The organism is Microcoleus sp. PH2017_35_SFW_U_B (genome assembly GCF_020737865.1).
Lineage (GTDB): Bacteria > Cyanobacteriota > Cyanobacteriia > Cyanobacteriales > Microcoleaceae > Microcoleus.
In genome coordinates this window covers 75,516-96,662 of the sequence record NZ_JAEQDE010000023.1, presented here as the reverse complement: position 1 = coordinate 96,662, position 21,147 = coordinate 75,516, and the positions used below count along the sequence as shown (strand labels likewise).

General features: G+C 45.4%; 15 protein-coding genes. 9 read left to right on the top strand and 6 right to left on the bottom strand.

The annotated features are described in order from the left end of the window. The first annotated feature begins 21 nt into the window (after nt 1-21). From hpsU to JGK36_RS04290, 3 genes are all read left to right on the top strand, one after another. The gene (hpsU, locus tag JGK36_RS04300) at nt 22-699 is read left to right on the top strand and encodes a hormogonium polysaccharide biosynthesis acetyltransferase HpsU (protein WP_293178755.1); all 678 of its coding nucleotides are present in this window, start codon (nt 22-24) and stop codon (nt 697-699) included. A 102-nt stretch (nt 700-801) separates the two neighbouring features. Continuing rightward, on the top strand, nt 802-2,205 hold the full coding sequence (locus JGK36_RS04295; RefSeq protein WP_293196168.1) for a mechanosensitive ion channel domain-containing protein: 1,404 nt from the start codon (nt 802-804) through the stop codon (nt 2,203-2,205). Between the two features lie 64 nt (nt 2,206-2,269). Beyond that, a complete protein-coding gene (locus tag JGK36_RS04290) occupies nt 2,270-3,424 on the top strand; it encodes a flagellar assembly protein H (protein WP_293196166.1) in 1,155 nt (384 codons plus the stop codon). 266 nt (nt 3,425-3,690) lie between these two features. Here JGK36_RS04290 and JGK36_RS04285 read toward each other — a convergent pair whose 3' ends face one another. Continuing rightward, a complete protein-coding gene (locus tag JGK36_RS04285) occupies nt 3,691-4,299 on the bottom strand; it encodes a TetR/AcrR family transcriptional regulator (protein WP_293178764.1) in 609 nt (202 codons plus the stop codon). Between the two features lie 114 nt (nt 4,300-4,413). On the opposite strand from JGK36_RS04285, the gene JGK36_RS04280 reads away from it, so the two are divergent. The 3 genes from JGK36_RS04280 to JGK36_RS04270 all read left to right on the top strand — a co-directional run bounded on the left by JGK36_RS04280 (nt 4,414) and on the right by JGK36_RS04270 (nt 7,885). Then, a complete protein-coding gene (locus tag JGK36_RS04280) occupies nt 4,414-5,835 on the top strand; it encodes a biotin/lipoyl-binding protein (protein ID WP_293178767.1) in 1,422 nt (473 codons plus the stop codon). 68 nt (nt 5,836-5,903) lie between these two features. Beyond that, complete coding sequence (devC, locus tag JGK36_RS04275) at nt 5,904-7,088, top strand: ABC transporter permease DevC (protein ID WP_293178770.1); 1,185 nt, start codon at nt 5,904-5,906, stop codon at nt 7,086-7,088. A gap of 80 nt (nt 7,089-7,168) precedes the next feature. Further along, the gene (locus JGK36_RS04270; RefSeq protein ID WP_293178773.1) at nt 7,169-7,885 is read left to right on the top strand and encodes a DevA family ABC transporter ATP-binding protein; all 717 of its coding nucleotides are present in this window, start codon (nt 7,169-7,171) and stop codon (nt 7,883-7,885) included. A gap of 191 nt (nt 7,886-8,076) precedes the next feature. On the opposite strand, the gene JGK36_RS04265 is transcribed toward JGK36_RS04270, so the two are convergent. The 4 genes from JGK36_RS04265 to JGK36_RS04250 form a co-directional block, all read right to left on the bottom strand. After that, the gene (locus tag JGK36_RS04265; RefSeq protein WP_293196164.1) at nt 8,077-9,078 is read right to left on the bottom strand and encodes a glycoside hydrolase family 104 protein; all 1,002 of its coding nucleotides are present in this window, start codon (nt 9,076-9,078) and stop codon (nt 8,077-8,079) included. Nucleotides 9,079-9,217: 139 nt separating this feature from the next. Further along, entirely contained in the window at nt 9,218-10,486 is a 1,269-nt protein-coding gene (locus JGK36_RS04260; RefSeq protein WP_293189962.1) for a glycosyltransferase family 1 protein, read from the bottom strand. Between the two features lie 336 nt (nt 10,487-10,822). Next, complete coding sequence (locus tag JGK36_RS04255) at nt 10,823-11,143, bottom strand: hypothetical protein (RefSeq protein WP_293196162.1); 321 nt, start codon at nt 11,141-11,143, stop codon at nt 10,823-10,825. Between the two features lie 19 nt (nt 11,144-11,162). Beyond that, nucleotides 11,163-12,080 (bottom strand): YihY/virulence factor BrkB family protein, encoded by a 918-nt coding sequence (locus JGK36_RS04250; protein ID WP_293178785.1) that lies wholly within the window; start codon nt 12,078-12,080, stop codon nt 11,163-11,165. Between the two features lie 246 nt (nt 12,081-12,326). Between JGK36_RS04250 and JGK36_RS04245 the strand changes: the two genes are divergently transcribed. The 3 genes from JGK36_RS04245 to JGK36_RS04235 all read left to right on the top strand — a co-directional run bounded on the left by JGK36_RS04245 (nt 12,327) and on the right by JGK36_RS04235 (nt 13,840). After that, the gene (locus JGK36_RS04245; RefSeq protein ID WP_293178788.1) at nt 12,327-13,220 is read left to right on the top strand and encodes a CNNM domain-containing protein; all 894 of its coding nucleotides are present in this window, start codon (nt 12,327-12,329) and stop codon (nt 13,218-13,220) included. Nucleotides 13,221-13,329: 109 nt separating this feature from the next. Next, nucleotides 13,330-13,527: a hypothetical protein gene (locus tag JGK36_RS04240; RefSeq protein ID WP_293178791.1), complete on the top strand. Its 198-nt coding sequence runs from the start codon at nt 13,330-13,332 to the stop codon at nt 13,525-13,527. After that, on the top strand, nt 13,511-13,840 hold the full coding sequence (locus JGK36_RS04235; protein ID WP_293178794.1) for a type II toxin-antitoxin system PemK/MazF family toxin: 330 nt from the start codon (nt 13,511-13,513) through the stop codon (nt 13,838-13,840). The genes JGK36_RS04240 and JGK36_RS04235 overlap by 17 nt, the downstream gene beginning before the upstream one ends. An 87-nt stretch (nt 13,841-13,927) precedes the next feature. Here JGK36_RS04235 and JGK36_RS04230 read toward each other — a convergent pair whose 3' ends face one another. After that, on the bottom strand, nt 13,928-20,656 hold the full coding sequence (locus JGK36_RS04230) for a glycosyltransferase (protein ID WP_293196160.1): 6,729 nt from the start codon (nt 20,654-20,656) through the stop codon (nt 13,928-13,930). Nucleotides 20,657-21,147 lie beyond the last annotated feature (491 nt).

Genomic DNA, 21,147 nt, shown 5'->3' with positions numbered 1-21,147 from the left:
CGATTTTCAATCAAACATTAGATGACTCATTATACGCCAAGTCCCGACCCGGAACCGCCGCATCCGATCGCAAATTCCCCAAATCCTGAAATCAACGATCGTCCAATTGGCGACAACCAACCAAATATTTTAACAGGCGAATCTTTAATTGATTTGCGGCTGTACAACCAATCAAATTTCGATCGCGGAAGACGTGGTTGGCTAATTTTGCTTTGGTGGTTGGTGCAGGCGATCGCATTTCCCCTCACTCCACATCCTTGTAATAGCATCAGAAGCGCGTTGTTGCGGTTATTTGGTGCGAAAATAGGTTTTGGGGTAATTATCCGCCCTACGGCTCGTTTTACCTATCCCTGGAAAATTGAAATCGGTGATTATAGTTGGATCGGAGATGATGTTGTATTGTACAGTTTGGATCGAATTGCGATCGGCAAACACTGCGTCATTTCTCAAAAAAGTTACCTCTGCACCGGCACTCACGACCCCCAAGACCCAGCCTTTGGGTTAATAACAGCATCTGTTATCATTAATAACGGCGTTTGGATTGCCGCCGACTGTTTCATTGGCCCTGGTGTTGCGATCGGTGCAAATGCCTTAATCGGAGCTCGCAGCAGCGTGTTTGAAAATATGCCAGCCGGCTTTGTTTGCACGGGAACACCCTGTCGCCCGCGCGATCGGCGAGAAATTAATAAAAGTTTGTAGTCAGGACTTCATTCCTTTTTTGTCTAACTTGGGACTAAGGACTTGAGTCCTTACTACAAGCTGGTTTAATGCTGGTTATACAAATATTTTTCTGAAATAAGAATGAATACAGTACCCCAAGAACTACTGACTAATCTTTTCCAGCTCTTTACAGCAACCTTATTTAAGATAGGGGAAAATTCTGTATCGCTGCGATCGCTTCTGGAACTGATAATATCATTCATGATTGTGCTGATCGTATCGCGAACTTTTACTGATTTTCTGAAAGAGCGCTTGCTCGTAAAACTAGGAATTGATGAGGGGAATCAGGAAGCCATAGCAGTTATTTTGCGCTATTTAATCATAGCACTGGGAGTGATAATTGCGATCCAAGGAATAGGATTTAACCTTGCTTCTTTTGCAGTAATTGCGGGCGGATTGGGAGTAGGAATTGGTTTCGGAATACAAGATTTAACCACCAATTTTGTCAGCGGACTAACGCTGCTTTTAGATCGACCTGTCAAAGTGGGAGACTTCGTGGAATTAGAAGGATTGATGGGAGTAGTCAAAAAAATCTCGATTCGATCGACTATTATCAAAACCAACGACGACTCCAGCGTCATAGTTCCCAACAGTAATATGATTAGCAACAAAATTGTTAATAGGAGTTACGAAAATTCGACACTTTGCCTGCGACTTTCGATAAAAGTAGACGGAAATAGTGACCCGCTGTTAGTAACAGAAACTCTTTTAAACATTGCTTATACAGAAGCAGGAGTATTGTACGAACCCAATCCGAAAGTATTATTTGCCGAGTTTGGCAATGATTGCTTTAAATTTGAACTTTTAGTGTGGACCGATCGACCAACGGATCGAGAAGTTATTAAAAGTTCTTTGAATTTTGCGATCGAGTATCATTTTCGCCAGGAGGAAATCAATTTTCCATTCAATGTCAAAACATCTAATAAACTCGCAAAAAGAATGCTTTTTGTTGGAGAGGAAAGCAAACAGTTATCTTCCCTCAGTAGTTTGTTGCGACAGGTAAAATACTTTGAAACTTTGAACGATATAGAATTGCGACAACTCATGGAAGTTGGCTATCGGCAACGGCTGCAATCGCAAGAATTTTTGTTCCGAGAAAACGACCCAGGAGATGCTTTTTATATGATTCTTTCTGGTTCAGTAGAAGTGTTTATCGCAGCAACTGATAAGGAACTGACTCATCTGGGTAGGGGCAAGTTTTTTGGCACACTTTCTTTGATACTGGGAATTCCTAGAACTACTTCGGTGAAAGCTTTGGAAGAAACTATTGTGTTTGCTATCAATAAAGAAGGATTACAAAAGATTTTAGAACGGCCATATTTATCCGAACGGATTATTCAAGAAATAGTCAAACATGAAGAACTAAAGGAGAAACAGCAGCAACTGCGAGAAATGGAATTGGTAGATGTACAAGAAGAAGATGAGGTAAATCCTGTAGATTGGGTGAGAAAAAGACTCAAGAATTTATTTATTGTTTCAAGTTGAAATTCGCTTAATAAATATCTTGGAAATATGCTAAAATCAACTCATAAAAAATTGTCTTAATTATATGACGCGATTTATTCACGATCGCTTTGCTAAAGAATTTCTGGAAGAATTGCTGTCGCCGATCGGTACGGTGAATGTCGGTCGCGATGTGACAAGCGAAGTCCGAGAAATCGATGTTTACTTCACTCCTGGTACCCCAATTCCCGAATACTCCGAAAATCTAGGATTGTTGGGGAAAATGGCTGGTACAACTGCTATTTTTGAACCGTTTCGCAATCCAGTAAATGTGGTCGAGGCGATTAGCTGTATCATTAAGCTGTGGAATTTGCGAGGTGAATTGCAGCGGGGGGCTAAAAGAAAAAATACTCCCTCTGATGATGCTGAGTTGCCCAGACTGTGGATTTTAACACCTACAGCATCGAAAGCATTGGTAGAGGGTTTTGGTGCGATACCGAACTCGCAAAATTGGGTTGAAGGAATTTATTTTTTGCCGGGGCATTGGGAATCGGTAATTGTGGTGATTCACCAGTTGCCAGAAACTCCCGAAACTCTGTGGTTGAGGATTTTGGGCAAAGGGAAAGTGCAGGAAAGGGCGATCGCCCAAATGAGCGTTTTAGCAACGGACGATCCGTTGCGGATTACTGCGCTAGAATTATTGTATCGGTTACAGTCAAATTTAGTAGCTGATATCCCACAGAAATTAGAGCCAGAAGAGCGGGAGTTAATTATGGCAATTGCACCACTTTTTCGAGAACAAATACAAGCTGCACAGCAACAAGCTAGGGAAGAAGGATTAGAACAAGGGCTAGAACGAGGGCTAGAACGAGGACTGGAACAAGGGCTAGAACGAGGGCTAGAACGAGGCAGACAAGAACAACAGCGGTTAATCTTGGAAAATTTTCTGCGAGTTCGATTTGGAGACTTAAGCCCGAAAATGACTGTTTTTCTATCTCCAATATCCAAGTTGTTTGCTGCGGATTTTACGGTTTTGTTGCTGGCAATATCGATGCTAACAGTCGATGAATCGGGGCGGGAAGAAGCGGTCAAGTTGTTAGCTGAAAGTGTCTTGAAAATGTTTGTTACTAACTTGGAGGAGATTCGGCCCCAGGCTGTGACTAATTTATTGGCTTTGCCGATCGCAGAATTGACATTGTTTGTAGAACAACTGCCACAGTTATCGGATGCTGAATTGAGGGAAAGGTTGGTTGACAGTTGACAGTTGACAGTTGACAGTTGACAGTTGACAGCAAAGTTTGAAAGCTCAAATGATGGGGGAAAGGGAGAGGGAAAGCGACGGGAGCATCTCTTTTTTGAAAAAAGCATTTTTATTATAGTGCGAGCGTCCCCGCTCGCGATCGGTGCAAGGCTAGCGAGCGTCCCCGCTCGCACTATGAAATGCTAAACTGAGATACTCCCAAAGCGACTACTCAAAACCTCAAAAATTAACCCCATCACCCATCTTCCCATCAACATTCGATCGCACTAGGAATTTAACTCCGCAGGCAAAATCAAGTGCAGCAGAGCGTCGATCGCTCGATCGCGCTCCATGGGCATAATATCTTTACCGTGCATCATCTCCTGCGTTAACTGGAAATATACCAGAGAGCCAATAAAAATCCGCGCCGTCGCCTCCGGATCGGACAATTTTAACTCTGGATGCAATGTTAAATATTCAGTCAGCCGATCGATACCCGGTTTAGCTAAGTTTCTCACAAAAGTCTGCGCTAGCTGGGGAAAACGCCCCGACTCCGCAATCACTAGCCTGACGAAATTGAGAAATTCGGGTTCGTGCGTCGCCTGATCCAATATAGTTGTGGCAATGAATCGCAGCGCTACGGCGGGTTCTTCATCCAGAATTGTAAAATGGACTTTTTTTCGCGCCAGCCACTGCACCAAGGCTGCAAACAATCCCTCCTTATCTTGAAAGTAGCTGTAAACCGTGGCTTTGGAAACTCCCCCCGTCTTGGCTACCTTGTCCATACTCGTACCCGCGTAGCCGTGGGTTAAAAATTCTTGCATCGCACCTTGCAGGATTTGCTCGCTTTTGTCACCTAATGTTCCGTCGGGTTCGATTGGTTTTGTCCTTGCCATCTCTGGTTTCTGTAATTTTTGCTTCGGGTATTGACATCATTATACTGAACGGTTTAGTATTCAAATAGAAACTAAACCGTTTAGTTTTTACCTACCCAAATCATGAGGTGTGTCATGGTACACCGATTAACAGCAGAAAGCTTATCTTCCAATTCACCCTTAGTTAAACAACTCCTAGTTGTAGCAGCGTTCTTCACTCTGGCGGCTGGGGGAACTACTGGTTACACGATCTGGCGATCGCGCCTTCCCGATCCCAACGCAGCAACCGCAGCAGCAGCCGTCGCAGCATCCCAATTAACCACAGTGACAGCTTTGGGGCGATTGGAACCGAGGGGAGAAGTGATTAAAGTTTCGGGATCTGGGGCGGCGGATGGAAGCAGGATCGATCGACTCCTGGTAAAAGAAGGAGACAGAGTGAAAACAGGTGAGACGATCGCAATTCTCGACAATCGCGATCGCCAGCAAGCAGCCTTTGACCAAGCTCAACAACAAGTACGCGTTTCCCAGGCAAATCTCGCAAAAGTGAAAGCAGGAGCCAAAAATGGCGAAATTCAAGCCCAGAAAGCCACTATTGGCCGCTTAGAAGCCGATCGCAGTAACGAGATCGCAGCACAACAGGCGATCGTTGCTCGCTTAGAAGTCGATCGCAGCACCGAAATTACAGCCCAACAAGCCACCATTGCGCGCCTAAAAGCCGAACAGCAAGGGGAAATTCAAACCCAACAAGCAGCAATTGCTCGCATAGAAGCCGAACTCCGCAACGCTACAAACGAACAGCGACGCTACTCGCAACTGTACCAACAAGGAGCAATTTCTGCCTCAACTAGCGACAGCAAAACCCTCGCCACCGAAACAGCCCAACAGCAACTCAACGAAGGAAAAGCCAAACTGAATCAAATTCAGCAATCTCGCCAACAACAAATTAACGAAGCGCAAGCCAAACTGAATCAAATTCAGCAATCTCGCCAACAACAAATTAATGAAGCGCAAGCGAAACTCAGCCAAATTCAGGAATCTCGACAGCAGCAAATCGGCGAAGCGGAAGCAAATCTCGATCGCATCGCCGAAGTGCGCCCCGTTGACATAGAAGCAGCCGCCGCCGAAGTCGGTTCCGCCCAAGCCGCCGCCAAACAAGCCAAAGCCAATTTAGCTCTAGCTTACATCCACGCTCCCAGAGATGCTCAAGTCCTGAAAATTCACACGTATCCTGGGGAAAAAGTGGGAAACGATGGCATTGTCGAACTTGGACAAACTCGCGAAATGCTGGCGGTGGCTGAAATCTACCAAAGCGATGTGGACAAAGTACGGATTGGACAGCCAGCCAAAATTACTAGCGATTCTTTCCAGGGCGAATTGCAGGGAAAAGTAGAATATATCGGTTTGCAGGTGCAGCGGCAAAACATTGTTAACACCGATCCTTCTGCGAATATTGATGCTCGAATTGTGGAAGTGAAAGTGCGTTTGGATGCCGCTTCCAGTCAGAAAGTAGCGGGATTGACCAATTTGCAAGTCAAAGTTGCGATCGGCGGGAATTAAGAATTAAGATTTTTTTAACCGCAGAGAGCGCAGAGGACACAGAGAAAACAGAGGAAGAGAAGAGAGATATGATTGGACTAATTAAACCTTTACAACAGTTAAGAAACAGAACTCCTCTCGGATGGTTGCAACTGAGTCACGACAAAGGACGAATGGCGGTTGCAGTAGCAGGAATTGCTTTTGCTGACGTTTTGATGTTCATGCAGTTGGGATTTCAAAATGCGCTTTACAGTAGCAATACGCGCCTGCACCAAACTTTGCAAACAGACTTAGTTTTGATGAATCCCCAAGGCCGGAATTTGCTGAATTTATCTTCTTTCCCAAGACGCAGATTATATCAGGCGATGAATGTACCTGGTGTGAAATCAGCCGATCCACTTTACGTGAAAATTGCCAACTGGAAAAATCCCGAAACTAGGCAGGAAACGTCGATTATGGTGTTGGGATTTAATCCCGATCGCCCTGCATTTGACCTGCCAGAAGTCAACAAAAATTTGAACTTGATTAAATTGCCGGATACTGTGTTATTTGACCGAGCTTCAAGGGGAGATTATCAAGGGTCTATCGCCCAAATTAATCAGGGACAATCTGTTAAAACTGAGATCGATCGGCGCACAATTGCGATCGGCGGTTTATTTACAGTTGGAGCATCTTTTGCCGCTGACGGAGCTTTAATCACCAGCGATCAAAATTATCTACGCCTGTTTCCCCGACAGGATTCTGCAAGCGTAAATGCCGGATTAATTCAACTGCAACCCGGTGCCGACTCGCTGCAAGTCCAACAAGTTTTAAAAGCATATTTGCCGTCGGATGTCAAGGTTTTGACCAAACAAGAATTTATCGAGTTCGAGAAAAATTATTGGGCTAAAAATACTGCGATCGGCTTTGTCTTTAACTTGGGTGTAGCGATGGGTTTCGTAGTAGGAGTAATTATCGTTTATCAAGTTCTGTCAACCGATGTCAGCGACCATATGGCAGAATACGCTACTTTCAAAGCAATGGGCTACCGCAATATTTACTTGCTCGGCATTGTTTTTGAAGAAGCTATTATTCTTTCTGTCCTCGGTTTTTTACCTGGAGTAGGAGTCTCTGTAGCACTATATCATGTGACTCGTCAAGCTACAAATTTACCCTTATACATGACCATAGGTCGAGCATTAGCAGTATTAATTTTGAACATGGTTATGTGCAGTATTTCAGGAGCTATTGCCACTCGTAAACTGCAAGCAGCCGACCCCGCCGACATTTTTTAATCCCAATTATTCATCTCTCTCTGATCTTTCTCTGTGTTCTCTGCGCCCTCTGTGGTTAAAAAAATCCGAATCCTTAACTTATGAAATCCACTCTTGTTAACCCCACAACCACCAACCTACAGATTTCCGAGCCTGTAATTTCCATGCACAAACTCGACCACTACTTTGGTCAAGGTCAACTGCAAAAACAGGTACTTTTTGATATCAACCTAGAAATATATGCAGGTGAAATTGTCCTGATGACCGGGCCTTCCGGTTCGGGAAAAACCACGCTTTTGACATTGATTGGCGGATTGCGATCGGGTCAATCTGGCAGTCTGAAAATTCTCGGTCAAGAGATGTGCAATGCCAGCCAAGATAAATTAGTAAAGACGCGGCGTAACATTGGCTATATTTTCCAAGCCCACAACTTGCACCGCAGTTTGACGGCGCTGCAAAATGTCCAAATGGGTTTGGAAGTTCACGGCAATTTGTCCCGTGTCGAAATGCGCGATCGCTCTGGGCAAATGCTAGAATTAGTAGGACTAGAAGATAGGCTGAACTATTATCCCGATGACTTGTCGGGCGGACAAAAACAAAGAATTGCGATCGCCCGTGCCTTAGTTAGTCGCCCGCAAATTGTCTTAGCTGATGAACCGACAGCCGCCCTGGACAGCAAATCCGGGCGCGAAGTGGTCAATTTGATGCAGAAACTTGCTAAAGAGCAAGGTTGTACTATTTTGTTAGTGACCCACGATAACCGAATTTTGGATATTGCCGATCGCATCGTTAACATGGAAGATGGAAAATTAGCTTAAACAGTTGACAGTTGACAGTTGACAGTTGACAGTTGACAGATAAATTATATTGATAATAGGTAATGGGAATTGCTCATTCTTCCCTCTAGTTTCCCCAAAAATAGACATCACCCATAACTCCCCAAATTTGAATTTTGGAACTCAAAATTTTATCCAAAATCGCAAATTCCAACTCGTCCTCGGACTGTCAACTAATTGCTAACAACCAATTCTGGGCGATAAATCCCTAAATTGTGCAGGTACATTTTTTCGAGTTTGGGCAGCGACGAGTCCACGGAACCGCCAAAACGCCGAAAAGAAGGCCAGATGTAAGCGAGTTTTCTGACTGCTGGCTCCAATCGACCCGCTTTTATATCTTCTAATGCACCTCGTTCTCGAATTAACTCTATAGCCATTAGGTCTTGATTTTCTGGACTGAAATCCTTGACACCGAATTTTTTGGCGAATCTGTCCCAAGTTGTGCTGAGAAACTGATACCGCCCCGCAGCGTCGGAACAGAGTTTTTTGCCGTAGCGACGGCCGCATCTCATTTCCCTGGGATGGTCGCTGAAACTGGCAAATTTGGTTCCTGTGTACTGGGTGTGGTAGCCATCGGCAGCAGCGGTGCCTTCGGCGCTGGCGATGGTGTCGAGAAATGCTTTTACCCGATCGCGCTCAATATTATCCTCGTTATCGTCGTTCCGATCTCCTTTGTCTGGTGGCTCGTCAGTTGCAACTTTCGGCAACGCTTCTGATGCTGAAGCCGGCGAGCTTTCTGCCGAGGCAGTCAGGCGTTTTGGAGGTGGCGACATTTCTGCCGAGACTGTTTGCCCCCAAAGTTTTGGGGTCATTCTACCCAAAAAAAAGCACAAACAAATGCACAAACCCCACCCCAGCCTCAAACGGAGTCGTTTGGACTGCTGGCTGTGCTCTCGCACCGGCCACGCGTAGAGGGGGATAGCTGCGGGCAAGATTCCGGTTTGCTGGCCGAAGGCGAACAGCGATTTTAGAGCTAGCAAGGTTTGCTTGTAGAAACGGGGTGGAACTTTGCGAGCCCTCATCGCTGCGGCGAAAGTCTGGATATCTGTCAGAGTCACTTCTGCCAAAGGTTTTTCTACAAACAGTTGAAAACCGTTGGCGGCCTGCCAGCTAAAGCGCTTGCTGGGGGTAGATTTGCGGTTTACCCACAGACGAATTAGCTCTTGGTCGGACATACGAAGCAGATGTCTTCCCAGATGTTCTGATGCGTACAAGAGTACCTCCTCATATCACTTCTAGTTGAAGGTTCCCAGTTTATAGATGAGATGGATAGGGATCGAGGGAAACAGGCTTCAACCATACTAAGTGATACTACTAAGCGCTCACGGGGTCAAGTTTCATCGCCGCTTTTTCGAGCAGTTGAGTGTAAAGTTGACCGAGTTGGGAGGCCACACCGTCCCAACTGAAATTGGCTTGGACGCGCATTCTGCCTGCTTGTCCGAGTTGCTGGCGCCATACTGAGTCAACTAACAGCCGATCGATCGCACTTGCAAAGGCTGCTTCATTTTTCGGCGGCGCCAGCAAACCGGTTTCTCGCGGCACTACGGTATATTTCAGCCCTCCCACGTCGGAGGCGACTACGGGCGTGCGGCAGGCCATCGCTTCAATGGCGACTAAACCGAAGGGTTCGTAGTGGCTGGGAACGACGCAGACATCGGCGGCGGCGTAGTAGGCGGGGAGAATGTCTCGGCTCAAGCCGCCCGGAAAGCTGGTAATGTCGCTTAAGCCTAATTCTTCAACGATGCTGCCGATACGATCGCGCTCTTTTCCGTCGCATTCCCCCTCGCGCCAGCCACCGCCAACGATCAGTTTTAAATCCCCTTTGCCTCGCAGCGCCGACATACTTACGGCGCGGACTAAGGTTTCGATGCCCTTGCGGAGGTCGAAACGGCCGACGTACAACACCACTTTGGTTTCTGGCGCTATTCCCAACTGGCGGCGGGCCTCCGATCGCGCGATCGACCCAAACTGCTGAGTGTCGGTACCGCAGGGAATGATGTCTATATTGCCTTTTGAGGACACCAGAGACCTCATGTGCTCTTTTTCTTGGGGACTGGTAGCCACCACGCGATCGGCTGTTTCCAGAAGAGTTTTTTCCACGTGCAGCCTGGTTTTGGCAATCATCGGAATTGTCGAAACCGACTTATATTTTACTGCTGCCAAAGAATGGTAAGTATGAACTTGTCGCAGGGGTTGCGATTTTTTCAACGCCATTCCCACCCAAGAAGACAGCCAGTAATTCGTGTGAACTAAGGGATATTGAAAGCCTGACTCTAACTGAAACTTCTGAAATTCGCGAACAAAAATTGGCAAATATCCGTAAAGTGCATCGCGGGGAATAAATTCTTGCGGCCCTGCTACGAGGCGAATTGTCCGGCAATTGGGGCTGTGCTGGACAATGCTTGCTTGTTCGCGATCGGATGAGCGGGTGAACATATCAACTTGCCATCCTTGTTTCGCCAAAGATTCTCCTACTTGACGCACGTAAACGTTTTGCCCGCCCGCTTCTTCTTTGCCAATTTCCACAGCCGGATCGCCGTGTACCGAGATCAGGGCGATGCGTTTTTTTGTTAATGAAATCATGATTGTTTACCAAAATTTAAAAAAACTTACCAGAAAGAATTGGTTGAAAGCCGGAACACGAGTGAGGGAGAAATTAAAATCAGACTATTCATTACTCCAATCCTTTTCCTTTTAGGTAGACGTTGCTCTCTTGGGGTCAACTGTCAACTGTCAACTGTCAACTGTCAACTGTTGAAAGCCGATTAATGTGCGATTTTGGCTACTGCGCGGGGAATGAAATGTAGCTGCTAATTGTTATTAAAGTCAAAATAGGCGATCGATAAATCATCCCTCAGGGATAATTTCACTGGAAAAATTGACAAACGACTTCCTTCTGCTGACAGAGACCAGCAGCAGCTAAAACTCTAGATAATCTAAATGGAAATGAACGAGGGTGAAGATAATTTCCCGGATTTGAGCAGTTGTCAAACTCGAACCAGCTTTCAGCTTGCTGTTCGAGCCGATCCAGTCAGTCGGAGGTAAAATTTTCACCTGTCGCGATAAATAATTTGAACTGTGGAGAAAGCAGAAGTAAATCTTCCCAAAGACAGAATTTGACATGGCGCTCGAAGAGAAAGATAAATTATTGCCTTCAAAATTTTTATTTCCTTCCGCCTTCCGCTTTCTGGCTGCTTCGCTCTTGCTTTTATCAAAGCCGGGGATAGACTTTAACCTCAAATTTCCCAATTGTCAAATGTTAAGAATTTTTTCGATGTTTGCGTGTGGAGGATTCCCCCTTTTCGCTGTGCAGGGTATTATTTCGCGAACCTCGCATTCGAGAGCCGTATCGGTTAGCCCAAACTTGGGTAAACTCGGCACCTAAGAACAGAATTTGAGCGGAATAATTAATCCAAAGCAGGATAATTACGAACGATCCAGCAGCACCGTAGGTAGAGGCAATACCGCTACCTCCCAGGTAAACTCCTATTAGGGATTTGCCGATCGTAAACAGCATTGAGGTGATGGCGGCGCCGATCCAAACATCATTCCAGGCAAGATCGACATCGGGCAAAAGTTTGTAAATTAAGGCAAAAAGCAGCGTAACTACGCCAAACGAGATAGCAAAGTCCACAATCTGCCAAATACCAACAGGTAACTGCAACCAGCCGTTCAACCAATAGCTGACGGCAGCTAAAATGGCGCTAAGGACTAAAGATACTAGCAGTAAAAAACCGATGCCTAAAATCATCGCAAAAGACAATACGCGGTCTTGCAAAAATCCCCAAATGCCGCGTCCCGGAGGCGGTGAAACATTCCAAATAGTATTGAGAGCTTCTTTGAGGTTAGTAAATACGTTGGAAGCGCCCCACAAAAGTGTAGCGAGACCAACTATAGTAGCAATCATTCCCGACTTGGGTTCGGAAGCTTTAAGGATTAGTTCTTGGACAGTTTGAGCGCCATCTTTGCCGATTAAACTTTGGAGTTGGGCGACGATTTGACCTTGGGCTGCGTCTGCACCAAAGACTAAACCGACGATCGCAATTACGATAATTAGCAGCGGGGCGAGGGAAAAAACTGTGTAATAGGCTAGGGCGGCGGCTAGGGTTGGTGCTTTATCTTCTTGCCATTCAGTAAAAGTTTGTTTTAGCAGCGATATGACTGTTTTTAAGTTCACTACCTTTGGTTTCCTTATACTTATGCTTCACAAAGGCATTGTAATATGTTATGAGTTTTTTCTCGTCGGCCAGAAGATAGATTTATGGATGGCAAATTGCTTTTTTTATCTATTTGTAGGGTGTGCAATGCACACCTTACGAAGACCCGTAGTGCGGATATCCGATATGTGGAGCCGTCAATCTATCTGAATTGCAAGCTAAGATGAAATGATTAACCTAAACATCTATCAGATTAGATATCTATCTTGAATAACCTTACTTGTCTGGAAATAGAAGTCGCCGAAACACTGCTGAGATTAGCAATGTTGCTGGGCTTAACACTTTTAATCGCGTTTTTTGTGGCGTCAGAACTAGCATTAGTATCAGCCGATCGCCATCAAATCCGCCAACTCGCCCAGTTGCGCGATCGCCCAAACGCGAAAACCGCCGAACTCGTCCATCAAGCGCAGAACAACATACCGCATTACCTGTCGGTGACTCAAACAGGCACAACAGCCGGAAGTCTGCTGTTGGGATGGTTGGGCGAGGGTGCGACTGTACACTGGATCGAGCCCTGGATCGACAAATTGCCGATCGGTCATTTTCCCGCGATGCTGACGGCGCATTCGATCGCAGTTCCCGTAGCTTTCATCTTCGTTACATACATCGAGATAGTATTAGGAGAACTCATCCCCAAAGTATTAGCAACCCACGCCCCAGAACGCACAGCTTTGTTACTGATGCCCGCCCTCGAAATCTGCTCGAAAATACTCTGGCCGCTGCTAGCAATTCTCAACGGTACGGTGCGGCTGCTGACAGGTTGGATTACCAGTAAACAGTCAGAATCGCTGCTACCAGCTTCCGAAGCAACTCTCGTTCAAAAAGATGCTCATTCAGCCATAATTTCCGGCGTCTGGGAAGTAACAGCAGTTAACGAAAAACTCGGGTTAAACCTGCCAACCAACCAAGCGTACCAAACAATCGCCGGATTCGCGATCCACAATTTCGGTAAAATACCAAATAAAGGCGATCGATTTTTGTGGGGCGAATTAGAAATAGAAGCAGCAGATGTAGTAGAAGGTAGTTTAGAAACAGTGCTGCTGCGTCAGGTAACTCGCCCTTTGTTTGAGCCACAACGTCCAGAACTCGTCTTGAATTAATCCTAAATCAGGCTTAAATACTTCCTCGATCTATGTGTTTTAGGTTGTAATTGTGCGACAATGTATCAGAAATCTGCAAATTGCGTAAAGCACAGTTTATGAGGTGGATATGCTGAAAACACTTTGGGCTACTGTTCGACAAGGGAAAATTGAACTGCTGGAGTTATCAGAGTTACCCGAAGGGGCAAAAGTATTAGTAACACTCTTACCTGATGAAGAAGCTGAGTTTTGGCTTCAAGCCAGTCAAACATCACTAGATACAGTTTGGGATAATACTGAGGATGATGTCTATGCCCAGCTACTCTAAAAATGACATAATTTTGGTTATATATCCCTTTTCAGACTTGTCTAGTTCTAAGGTAAGACCAGCAATTGTTTTGAGTGCGCCACACGTATCTCAAGACATTATGATTGTGCCATTGACAAGCAAAACTGCATCCTTAATTGAGGGTGAGTTCGTACTCGCTGAATGGTCAATAGCAGGGTTAAATGTGGCTACAGCAGTCAAGCGAGGTTTGTATACAGTACATGAAAGCTTAGTTGTAAGAACGATTGGCAAATTAGCAGATTCTGATGCTGAGCGACTGGAGAAATCTCTCCGAGGTTGGTTAGGGTTTTAGTGCAGCAGCGACAGTTTGTCAACGAGTTTCGCAGGTGCTTAAGATTTAAATTGTACTCCATGCACCTGCAATCTGCTGTAGAGCCGTTTACTTCACAGCAAGCTCGATCGCACCCCCAACAAACTGCTCGTAATCCTCAAACAACCATTCAGGCAAACAACTATCCGCATCCTGAACTTGCAACTGTCCAGCGCGACAAAACAGCCTCGCCGCCAACAAATAATTCACAGCCTGAGGCATTCCAAACCCTTTACTCAACTCACCCACCAACGAATTCAAAACAGCACGTTCAGTATCAGTAAGCGGCTCGTTAATAAATCCGCTCCCGAGCATTGCCTTGTAACCTTTACCGAAATCGCTCCGGTACAAAAGTTCAAGTTGTTCGCCGGAAACCTTCAGCCACACATCAGCAATTTGCTTGCGAATTTCCCGCAAATCTGCTATTACCATTTCCGCCGTCGGGTCAATTTCATAAAGATTCACAGCAGCAGTTAATTGATTGAGAAACTGCGGGAGATAATCTTGGTTGACAATCGTTTGTTGATTGTCCGCGAATGGGATTTCAAAGATTTTTTCGTAATCGTCAATCAACCAGTGTGGCAAGCGGGTGTGAGCGTCAGCAACCCGCATTTTTCCTGGTACAAAGTACAGCATTCCACCCAGCAAAGCATTGATAGCTTGAGGATGCACTAACCCTTTGCTAATTTCGGTCACTTGCTGCAAAAAGTTGTGTTCGGCTTCAGTCATTGATTTGGCTTGCAAGCCGCAGCTAAGTATTGCTTGATATGCTTTGCGAACTTCCCCTCGGTAAACATTTTCTAGTTTTTCTGTGGGAACAATTAGCCAAAAATCAGCCAGTTGTTTGCGGATTTGGCGGAGTTCCAAAACTACCGATTCGTCTGACGGATCGATCCGGTAAAGATTGACGCATCCTAATAGTTGATTTGCAAATTGCGGGGATTGAATGTATTGAGCGAGTAAGTCAGAACTTGACTCCTTCTCGACGGTATCTTCTGTTTCAAAAACTTGTTCGTAATCGCCGATTAACCAGTGCGGCAAGCGGTTGCGAGCGTCGGGAATCCGCATGGTTCCCGGCGGGAAATATAGCATTGCTGCGAGCAAGGCGTTGACAGCTTTAGGATGGACTAATCCTTTGCTAATCTGGGTTAGTTGCTGCAAAAATATTTGTTCGCCTTCCATCATCGCTTGATGTTGAAAGTAGCTATGCAGCAGCATTTGATAGCTTTTACCGTCAGCACTTTTATAGGTGGCTTCTAGGTTTTCGGTGGGAACATTTAGCCAGAAATCAGCGATTTGTTTGCGGATTTGGCGGAGTTCGGATATTGCTGAGATGTTTGATGAGTTTCTTTGGTAAAGCTGGACGTTATGCAAGAGTTTATCGCCCAAGTCTGGCTGTTTGGGAATGCTATCCTGTAAGCTGCGGGAGGCTTCTAGGTGGCTAGTTTGCCAGTTGCTAAAGAGTTCTTGGAATAGTTTCGCGATCGCCCCCGAGTATGCCACACTGTCAAAACAGGCGGGATTGCCCTGCATTTTTTCCTGAATTTCCTGGCGTTTTTGCTGCCGCAGTTGCGGGTTTGTGGCGAGATTGACGGCTAGCTGAATGTAGGATGCCTCGTCACGGGCGATTAAATCGGGCATCAAGAGCGATCGTACCACTGCTGCTCCCATGCGCGATCGTAAAGTATCACCATCCCTGACAACAGTCGGTAATCCCACCTCCAGCGGATCCACAAGAGAAGTAGTCCCCGCATAGGGATAAGAATCCAAATAAACATCACCCAACTTCAAAACTTCCTTGACATCCGCACGATTCGGCAAAGCCTTCACCACCCGCAAACGCTTACTATCAATCCCATACTTCGCAAAAATCCCTTGCATATTATTCACAAAAGCCGCACCAGGATAATAATTAGTCCAGCTAGGGCCAAAAGGCATTAAAAACAGCAGAGAATTAGGAACAGCAGCCAAAATCTTCGCCCAAGTTTCCCTTAACTCCGGCACCAACTTATACAAATTAGCGCTGGAAATAAACACAACCGATTCCTCAGAAATCCCCAGGCTATTTCTAGTCAGTTGAACATTAGGAGTATAGGGTTCGAGGGTATAGCTAAAACAGCAACCCAAGCCGTCAACAGTGGCTAATTCCTCGCGATAATGCGCGCATCCCTCAATGCCAGGTTCCATCAACTTGCCAGCAATATAATAGTCAACGTGGCGCATTCCCGTAGTCACAGGAGAATTAAAACAAGTAGTTTGTACCCGCGCCAATCGATGCTGCGCCAGCAAACTAATCGGATGAGTGACAGCAGTAATATTCGTAGCAACCAACAGAATATCTAAGTCATCAGCGCGGATAGCCTGAACTTGACTCGGCAAATCACTCGGCAATTGCACCAGCCTATCCGCGCGACTCTGGCAATACTGTTCTAATTTATTACCATCCAAATTGATAGCATACAAAATAATTTCAAACTGTTCTCGATTCAGATATTCAAAAGCAGGCAAAGTCGCGAAAGTTTCCGTCATCGCCCCGAAATGCTTAGTCAGAACTCCGACGCGAATTTTCTGTCTGTTTGCAGGCCTCGCCGGAAAAATGCAATCAATGGCAGCCCCGCGATTTTTCATCGCAAATTCAATAATTTCTGCCCGTTTGGTGTAGACTTGCTTGAGGTTTTCGCTATTGAAATACAAAGGGATAAAGTTAGCAGTTTGAGTGAAAAACCAGGCGATGTCCTGCCAAATTTGTGAATTTTGGTTTTGGAATATATTGCGGTGCACGTAACTAACCCATCCCTGAACGTAGCGGCAATAATTGTCAGCCTCTCCTAGTTCTTGAAAGAGCGTCGGTGCGGCAAACATAAACTTCAGATAGTCGTTAACAAACCAATTGGGTATAGCTGCATTTTCATACTTTAGCAATAACTGATCGGCACGACGGTAGAGAGAGGCTGCTAGTAAGTAGCCAACATCTTTCAGAGTTTTAATTCCCTGGGATAGATGTGTTTCTAGTTGACCGATTAAACTTTGTTCAGTATCTGTGATTGCTTCATATTTGATCGTGCTGTTAACCAGCATTTGATATGCCTTACCTGCCTCACCGGAGTAGCATTTTTCTAGTTGCTCTGCGGGCAGATTCACAAAATAATCGGCAAGTTGTCGGCGCAGTTGGCGGATATGAGCGAGAGCAACTTGATTAGTTTGGTCTTTTTGATACTCTCCCAAGTATTGAGGAAGGGAAGCTAAAAACTGTTCGGGTGTATTAAGCTGAGCTAATTCATCAGCAATTAAGTTACCGTGTTGCTGCAAAACTTTTTCTGACCAACGCACTTCTTCGGGTTTGTAAAGTTGAGAGTGCAGGCGAACAATTGTAGCCCTCATCAAGTCTAACTTTTCGCGTTCTCCCGCCATTTTTTGGGTTCTGCTAGAGCCGTCGCCATGTTGCCTGTAGTACAGATAAGGCTGAGGAAAACGATCGCCTAACCAGCCTTTTTCATAGGCAGAAATCCAAAATTCCCAATCTTCGCATCCCAGCTTCATCACTTTTTTCAAGCCGCCAACTTGCTCGTAAATTTCTCTTCTAAATAAGGAAGTAGCGGGGGCTTGATTGTCTCTCAAAAATTTATTGGGGTCAAAATCCCCGTGGTTGACTAAATCGCAGTTTGCTCCGAAGTGCTGCACATCTGTATAGACAAAACCCACCTCCGGTTTCGCTGATAAAACTTCAACGCACTCCTCTAGAAATTTGGGATGAATTTTATCATCAGCATCTAGGAATAAAATGAATTTTCCTGAGGAATTTTGAACACCAATATTTCTGGAATCAGCGGGCCCCGTGTTGGGTTTGTCGATGAGGCGCAGCGCTTTTTGAGGATACAATTGAATTAAATAATTTGCGAAGTTGCTGGTATCATCGGTGCTACCGTCGTTGACAATGATGCACTCCCAATTTTGATAGGTTTGATTGACAACACTTTCTACAGCTTCTCTGAGTAGATTTGCGTGGTTGTAGCAGGGGATGATGATGCTGACGAGTGCTGGTTCGGGCGTGCGGTAGGGCATGGCGTTTAGCTGTGACGGAGAGATTGCAACGGGGAGGGTAGTGGCGGGTTTGATACCTCGGCGGATGATGCCGTATTCATTCCATATCTTAAGCGTTTCTTGTTGCGATCGCCCTGAACCATGTTCTAAACCTTGCTCGTTGTGGTAGTAAAGCCCAATTATTTCCGGGATGCGGAACATATTTTCGGTTTTTCCCACCCGCAACCAAAATTCGTAATCGCCAGCCGCCGTCAATTCTGCTCGGAAATAGCCGTGTTTTTCGTGTAGCGATTTTCTCCACATTGGCGCAGAACCCATGATGCAGCGTCGTTCCAGTTCCCCATAGGAAAAGTCCGGCCAATTCCACCGCGTTTGAGCTTGCGTCGCAACCCAGGTATCATTAACAACATTCGTAATTAATTGATCGCCGTAAACCAGAGCAGTTTTTGGTTGCGAGTCCAAATAATTAGCCATGATTTCCAATGCGTCGGGGCGGTGTCTGTCGTCGGCGTTCGCATTAGTAATGTATCTGCCGCGCGACATCTCGATTCCTCTATTCCAAGCTGCATAAATGGTTTCTCGCTGTGGTATCCGGCAATAAATTATGTTGGGATATCTCGATTGAAACTCCCGTGCAATTTCTCCTTCGTTCTGTTCGGAGTTGCTGTTAATTACAATGATTTCCAGTTCGCCTTGTTTGTACAGCGTTTGATCTACCAAGTCTTGCAAGCAGCCGCGAATAAATTTTTCGGAATTGTAGGTAGAAACGATCGCAGATACTTTGAAAGCTGACGGGACAGGCTGCGATGTGTCATAATTCGATAATTCGCTCTGTAAGGCTGGATCGGCTTGCGGTTGAAGGGAATGCTCAGCTACTTGAACCAAAACAGAGCTAACAGTTGCAGCCATTTTCGACCAGGAAAACTTCTTAGCTTGCTCTAACCCCGCCGCAATTAATGAGTTGCGGACAGCAGGCTTCTGTATTTCCCGCAAAGCATTGACAAGCCCGCTGACATCATCGCCATCTACATAAACCGCTGCTTTTCCTGCTACTTCTGGAATCGAACCGTTTGGACAAGTGATGACTGGACAACCGCAAGCCATGGCTTCGACGACTGGCAATCCAAAGCCTTCATATTTCGACGGATAAACTAATACCGCAGCACCCGAATAAGCAACTCTCAATTCGCTATCGCTTAGTTGCAGCGTGCGGACAGTGATTCCAGAACAATACAATTGCAGATCGGGTTCTAATACAGGTTTGCCGCCTGTGCAGACTAGATCAAAGTCAAACTTATTGGCAAGTTGAGAAAAGGCTTTGAAGAATAATATCCCATTCTTGTAACCATGCCAGCCTACCCTCTCGCCTACCAAAAGAAAATAGGGTTTAGCAATGCCGTACTTTGACTTAAAACCTGCGATTTCTTCTCTATCGGCTGGCGAGAAATTGGCGTCTATTCCGCAGTGCGCTACAGCTACAGAAGCTGAGGATATCTGCGGAAAAACCTTAACTAAATCGCGGGCTGTATTTGCTGAAATAGCTATGTAGGCTGAGGCGTGGCGGATACCGGAATGCTTTTCTCTCCACTCGGAATGAGCAAGATTTTGTCCCATCAACTCGGGAATCATGTCATAGGTCATGAATACCGATCGCGTTGACAAAGGCGTTGTATAATAAGTAGAAATAAACAAGTCTGCATTTTCTTCATCGCAGATTTGCTGTAGCATTTGGCGGTCTGCATCGGTTTGGCTGTAGTCGTAGCGGGCTACATTCCGGTACTGGATGCCGGGAATTTTGGGGGCGGTTCCCGCTCTGTCAAGAACTAGAATTTGTTTAGCAAAACCATTTTCTGCCCAGTTTTCTAGCAGCGATGTCCAGACGCGACCAATGCCGGTGCTGTTAAGCTGATAAAATACGCCGTCAATCACAATCTTTTTTAAATTTTTAGGAGATAGGGCTGCTGGAGTTATCATTGATTTGCGGTTCTCTCTGTCGGCAATTTTTCTCAAAGCTGCCTCGTAATCATGTTGGAGTAATGAGGCTTTTTTCAATTCCGGCTCTTGGCAATATGATAAGCTTTGAAAAAGTTGATGCGGGATTTCCTTTTCTGTCAAGAGGTGCAAAGAATCGCCGTTAGAGTAAAAATTTAAATTGAATTTCTCGGCAATTATAGACAGTGCCTTGGTGGTATAAATAGAAATGTGCTGACCTTCATCTAGGGCATAGTACCACCATTCGCTGGGCTGGGGATTGTTGGCTGGCAGCAATCTGGTACTGAATAAAATATTGCGAGAATATTTGAAGATTTTTTCGATCTCCGACAGCGGGTCAACAAAATGCTCAAATACTTCAAATGCTGTGACTAATTCGTAGGGTAATCTGCTATTTTCGTCAGCCTCAAATCCTTGTGCAAATATATTTTTGCAATATTTATCATGCCATGAAAAATCAAATCCTAAATCTCTCATCATCCGAACAAATACACCGTAGCCGGCCCCGTAGTCTAAAAAATTAGCGCGGTGATTAAACAAATTAAAAATAATATTATTGGCTGCGGTGGAGAACATCGTGCTTCTGGATAACATTCCCACGTCGCTGCTAGCTATGGCTTCTGAATAAGCCTCCTCAAGCCAGTACGGTTCCTCGGTTTGAACAAATCCACAATTTGAGCATTGAAAATACTCAACGTTATATTTTTTTAGTACCGTAGCCGCAGCCAAGCTGTTTGTTGGAGAATCACAAATATTGCACTTCATTTTGATTATCTAAACTTACAAGGTTGTTTAATTGACTGTCTGTATTGGAAGGCCGAATATCTCTCCCGCTTTACTCAATTTTTAATGTTGCCAAGTGATGGCAATGGGGTAGGCTAGACTGTTTTAATGCTGAGTCTTGAAATCTTCAGACGGTTTCTCAAGGGTCGATCGTTATATATGAAGAGTGAATAAACAGGAACATCCTACACCAATGCAGCCCTGACTCAGATATCTTTAGTCCTGGACGTATTCCTACCAAAGAAACCGGGTTTTTTGCCTAATCTCGCGACTCCAACGAAGGATTTTCGTAAAAAAACCCGGTTTCTGGCCACCCGTGCGTCCAGGACTGATCTTATCAGGAGTCCGCCCCCTCAAGATTACTTCGACTAAAGGCTTGACAAGTTTTAATTTATGCTATATGTGACTCCTTAGTAAAGCACTCCCATCTCCTGACGGCTTTCAGGGCAGTTCGGTTTCCACTACTTCAGACG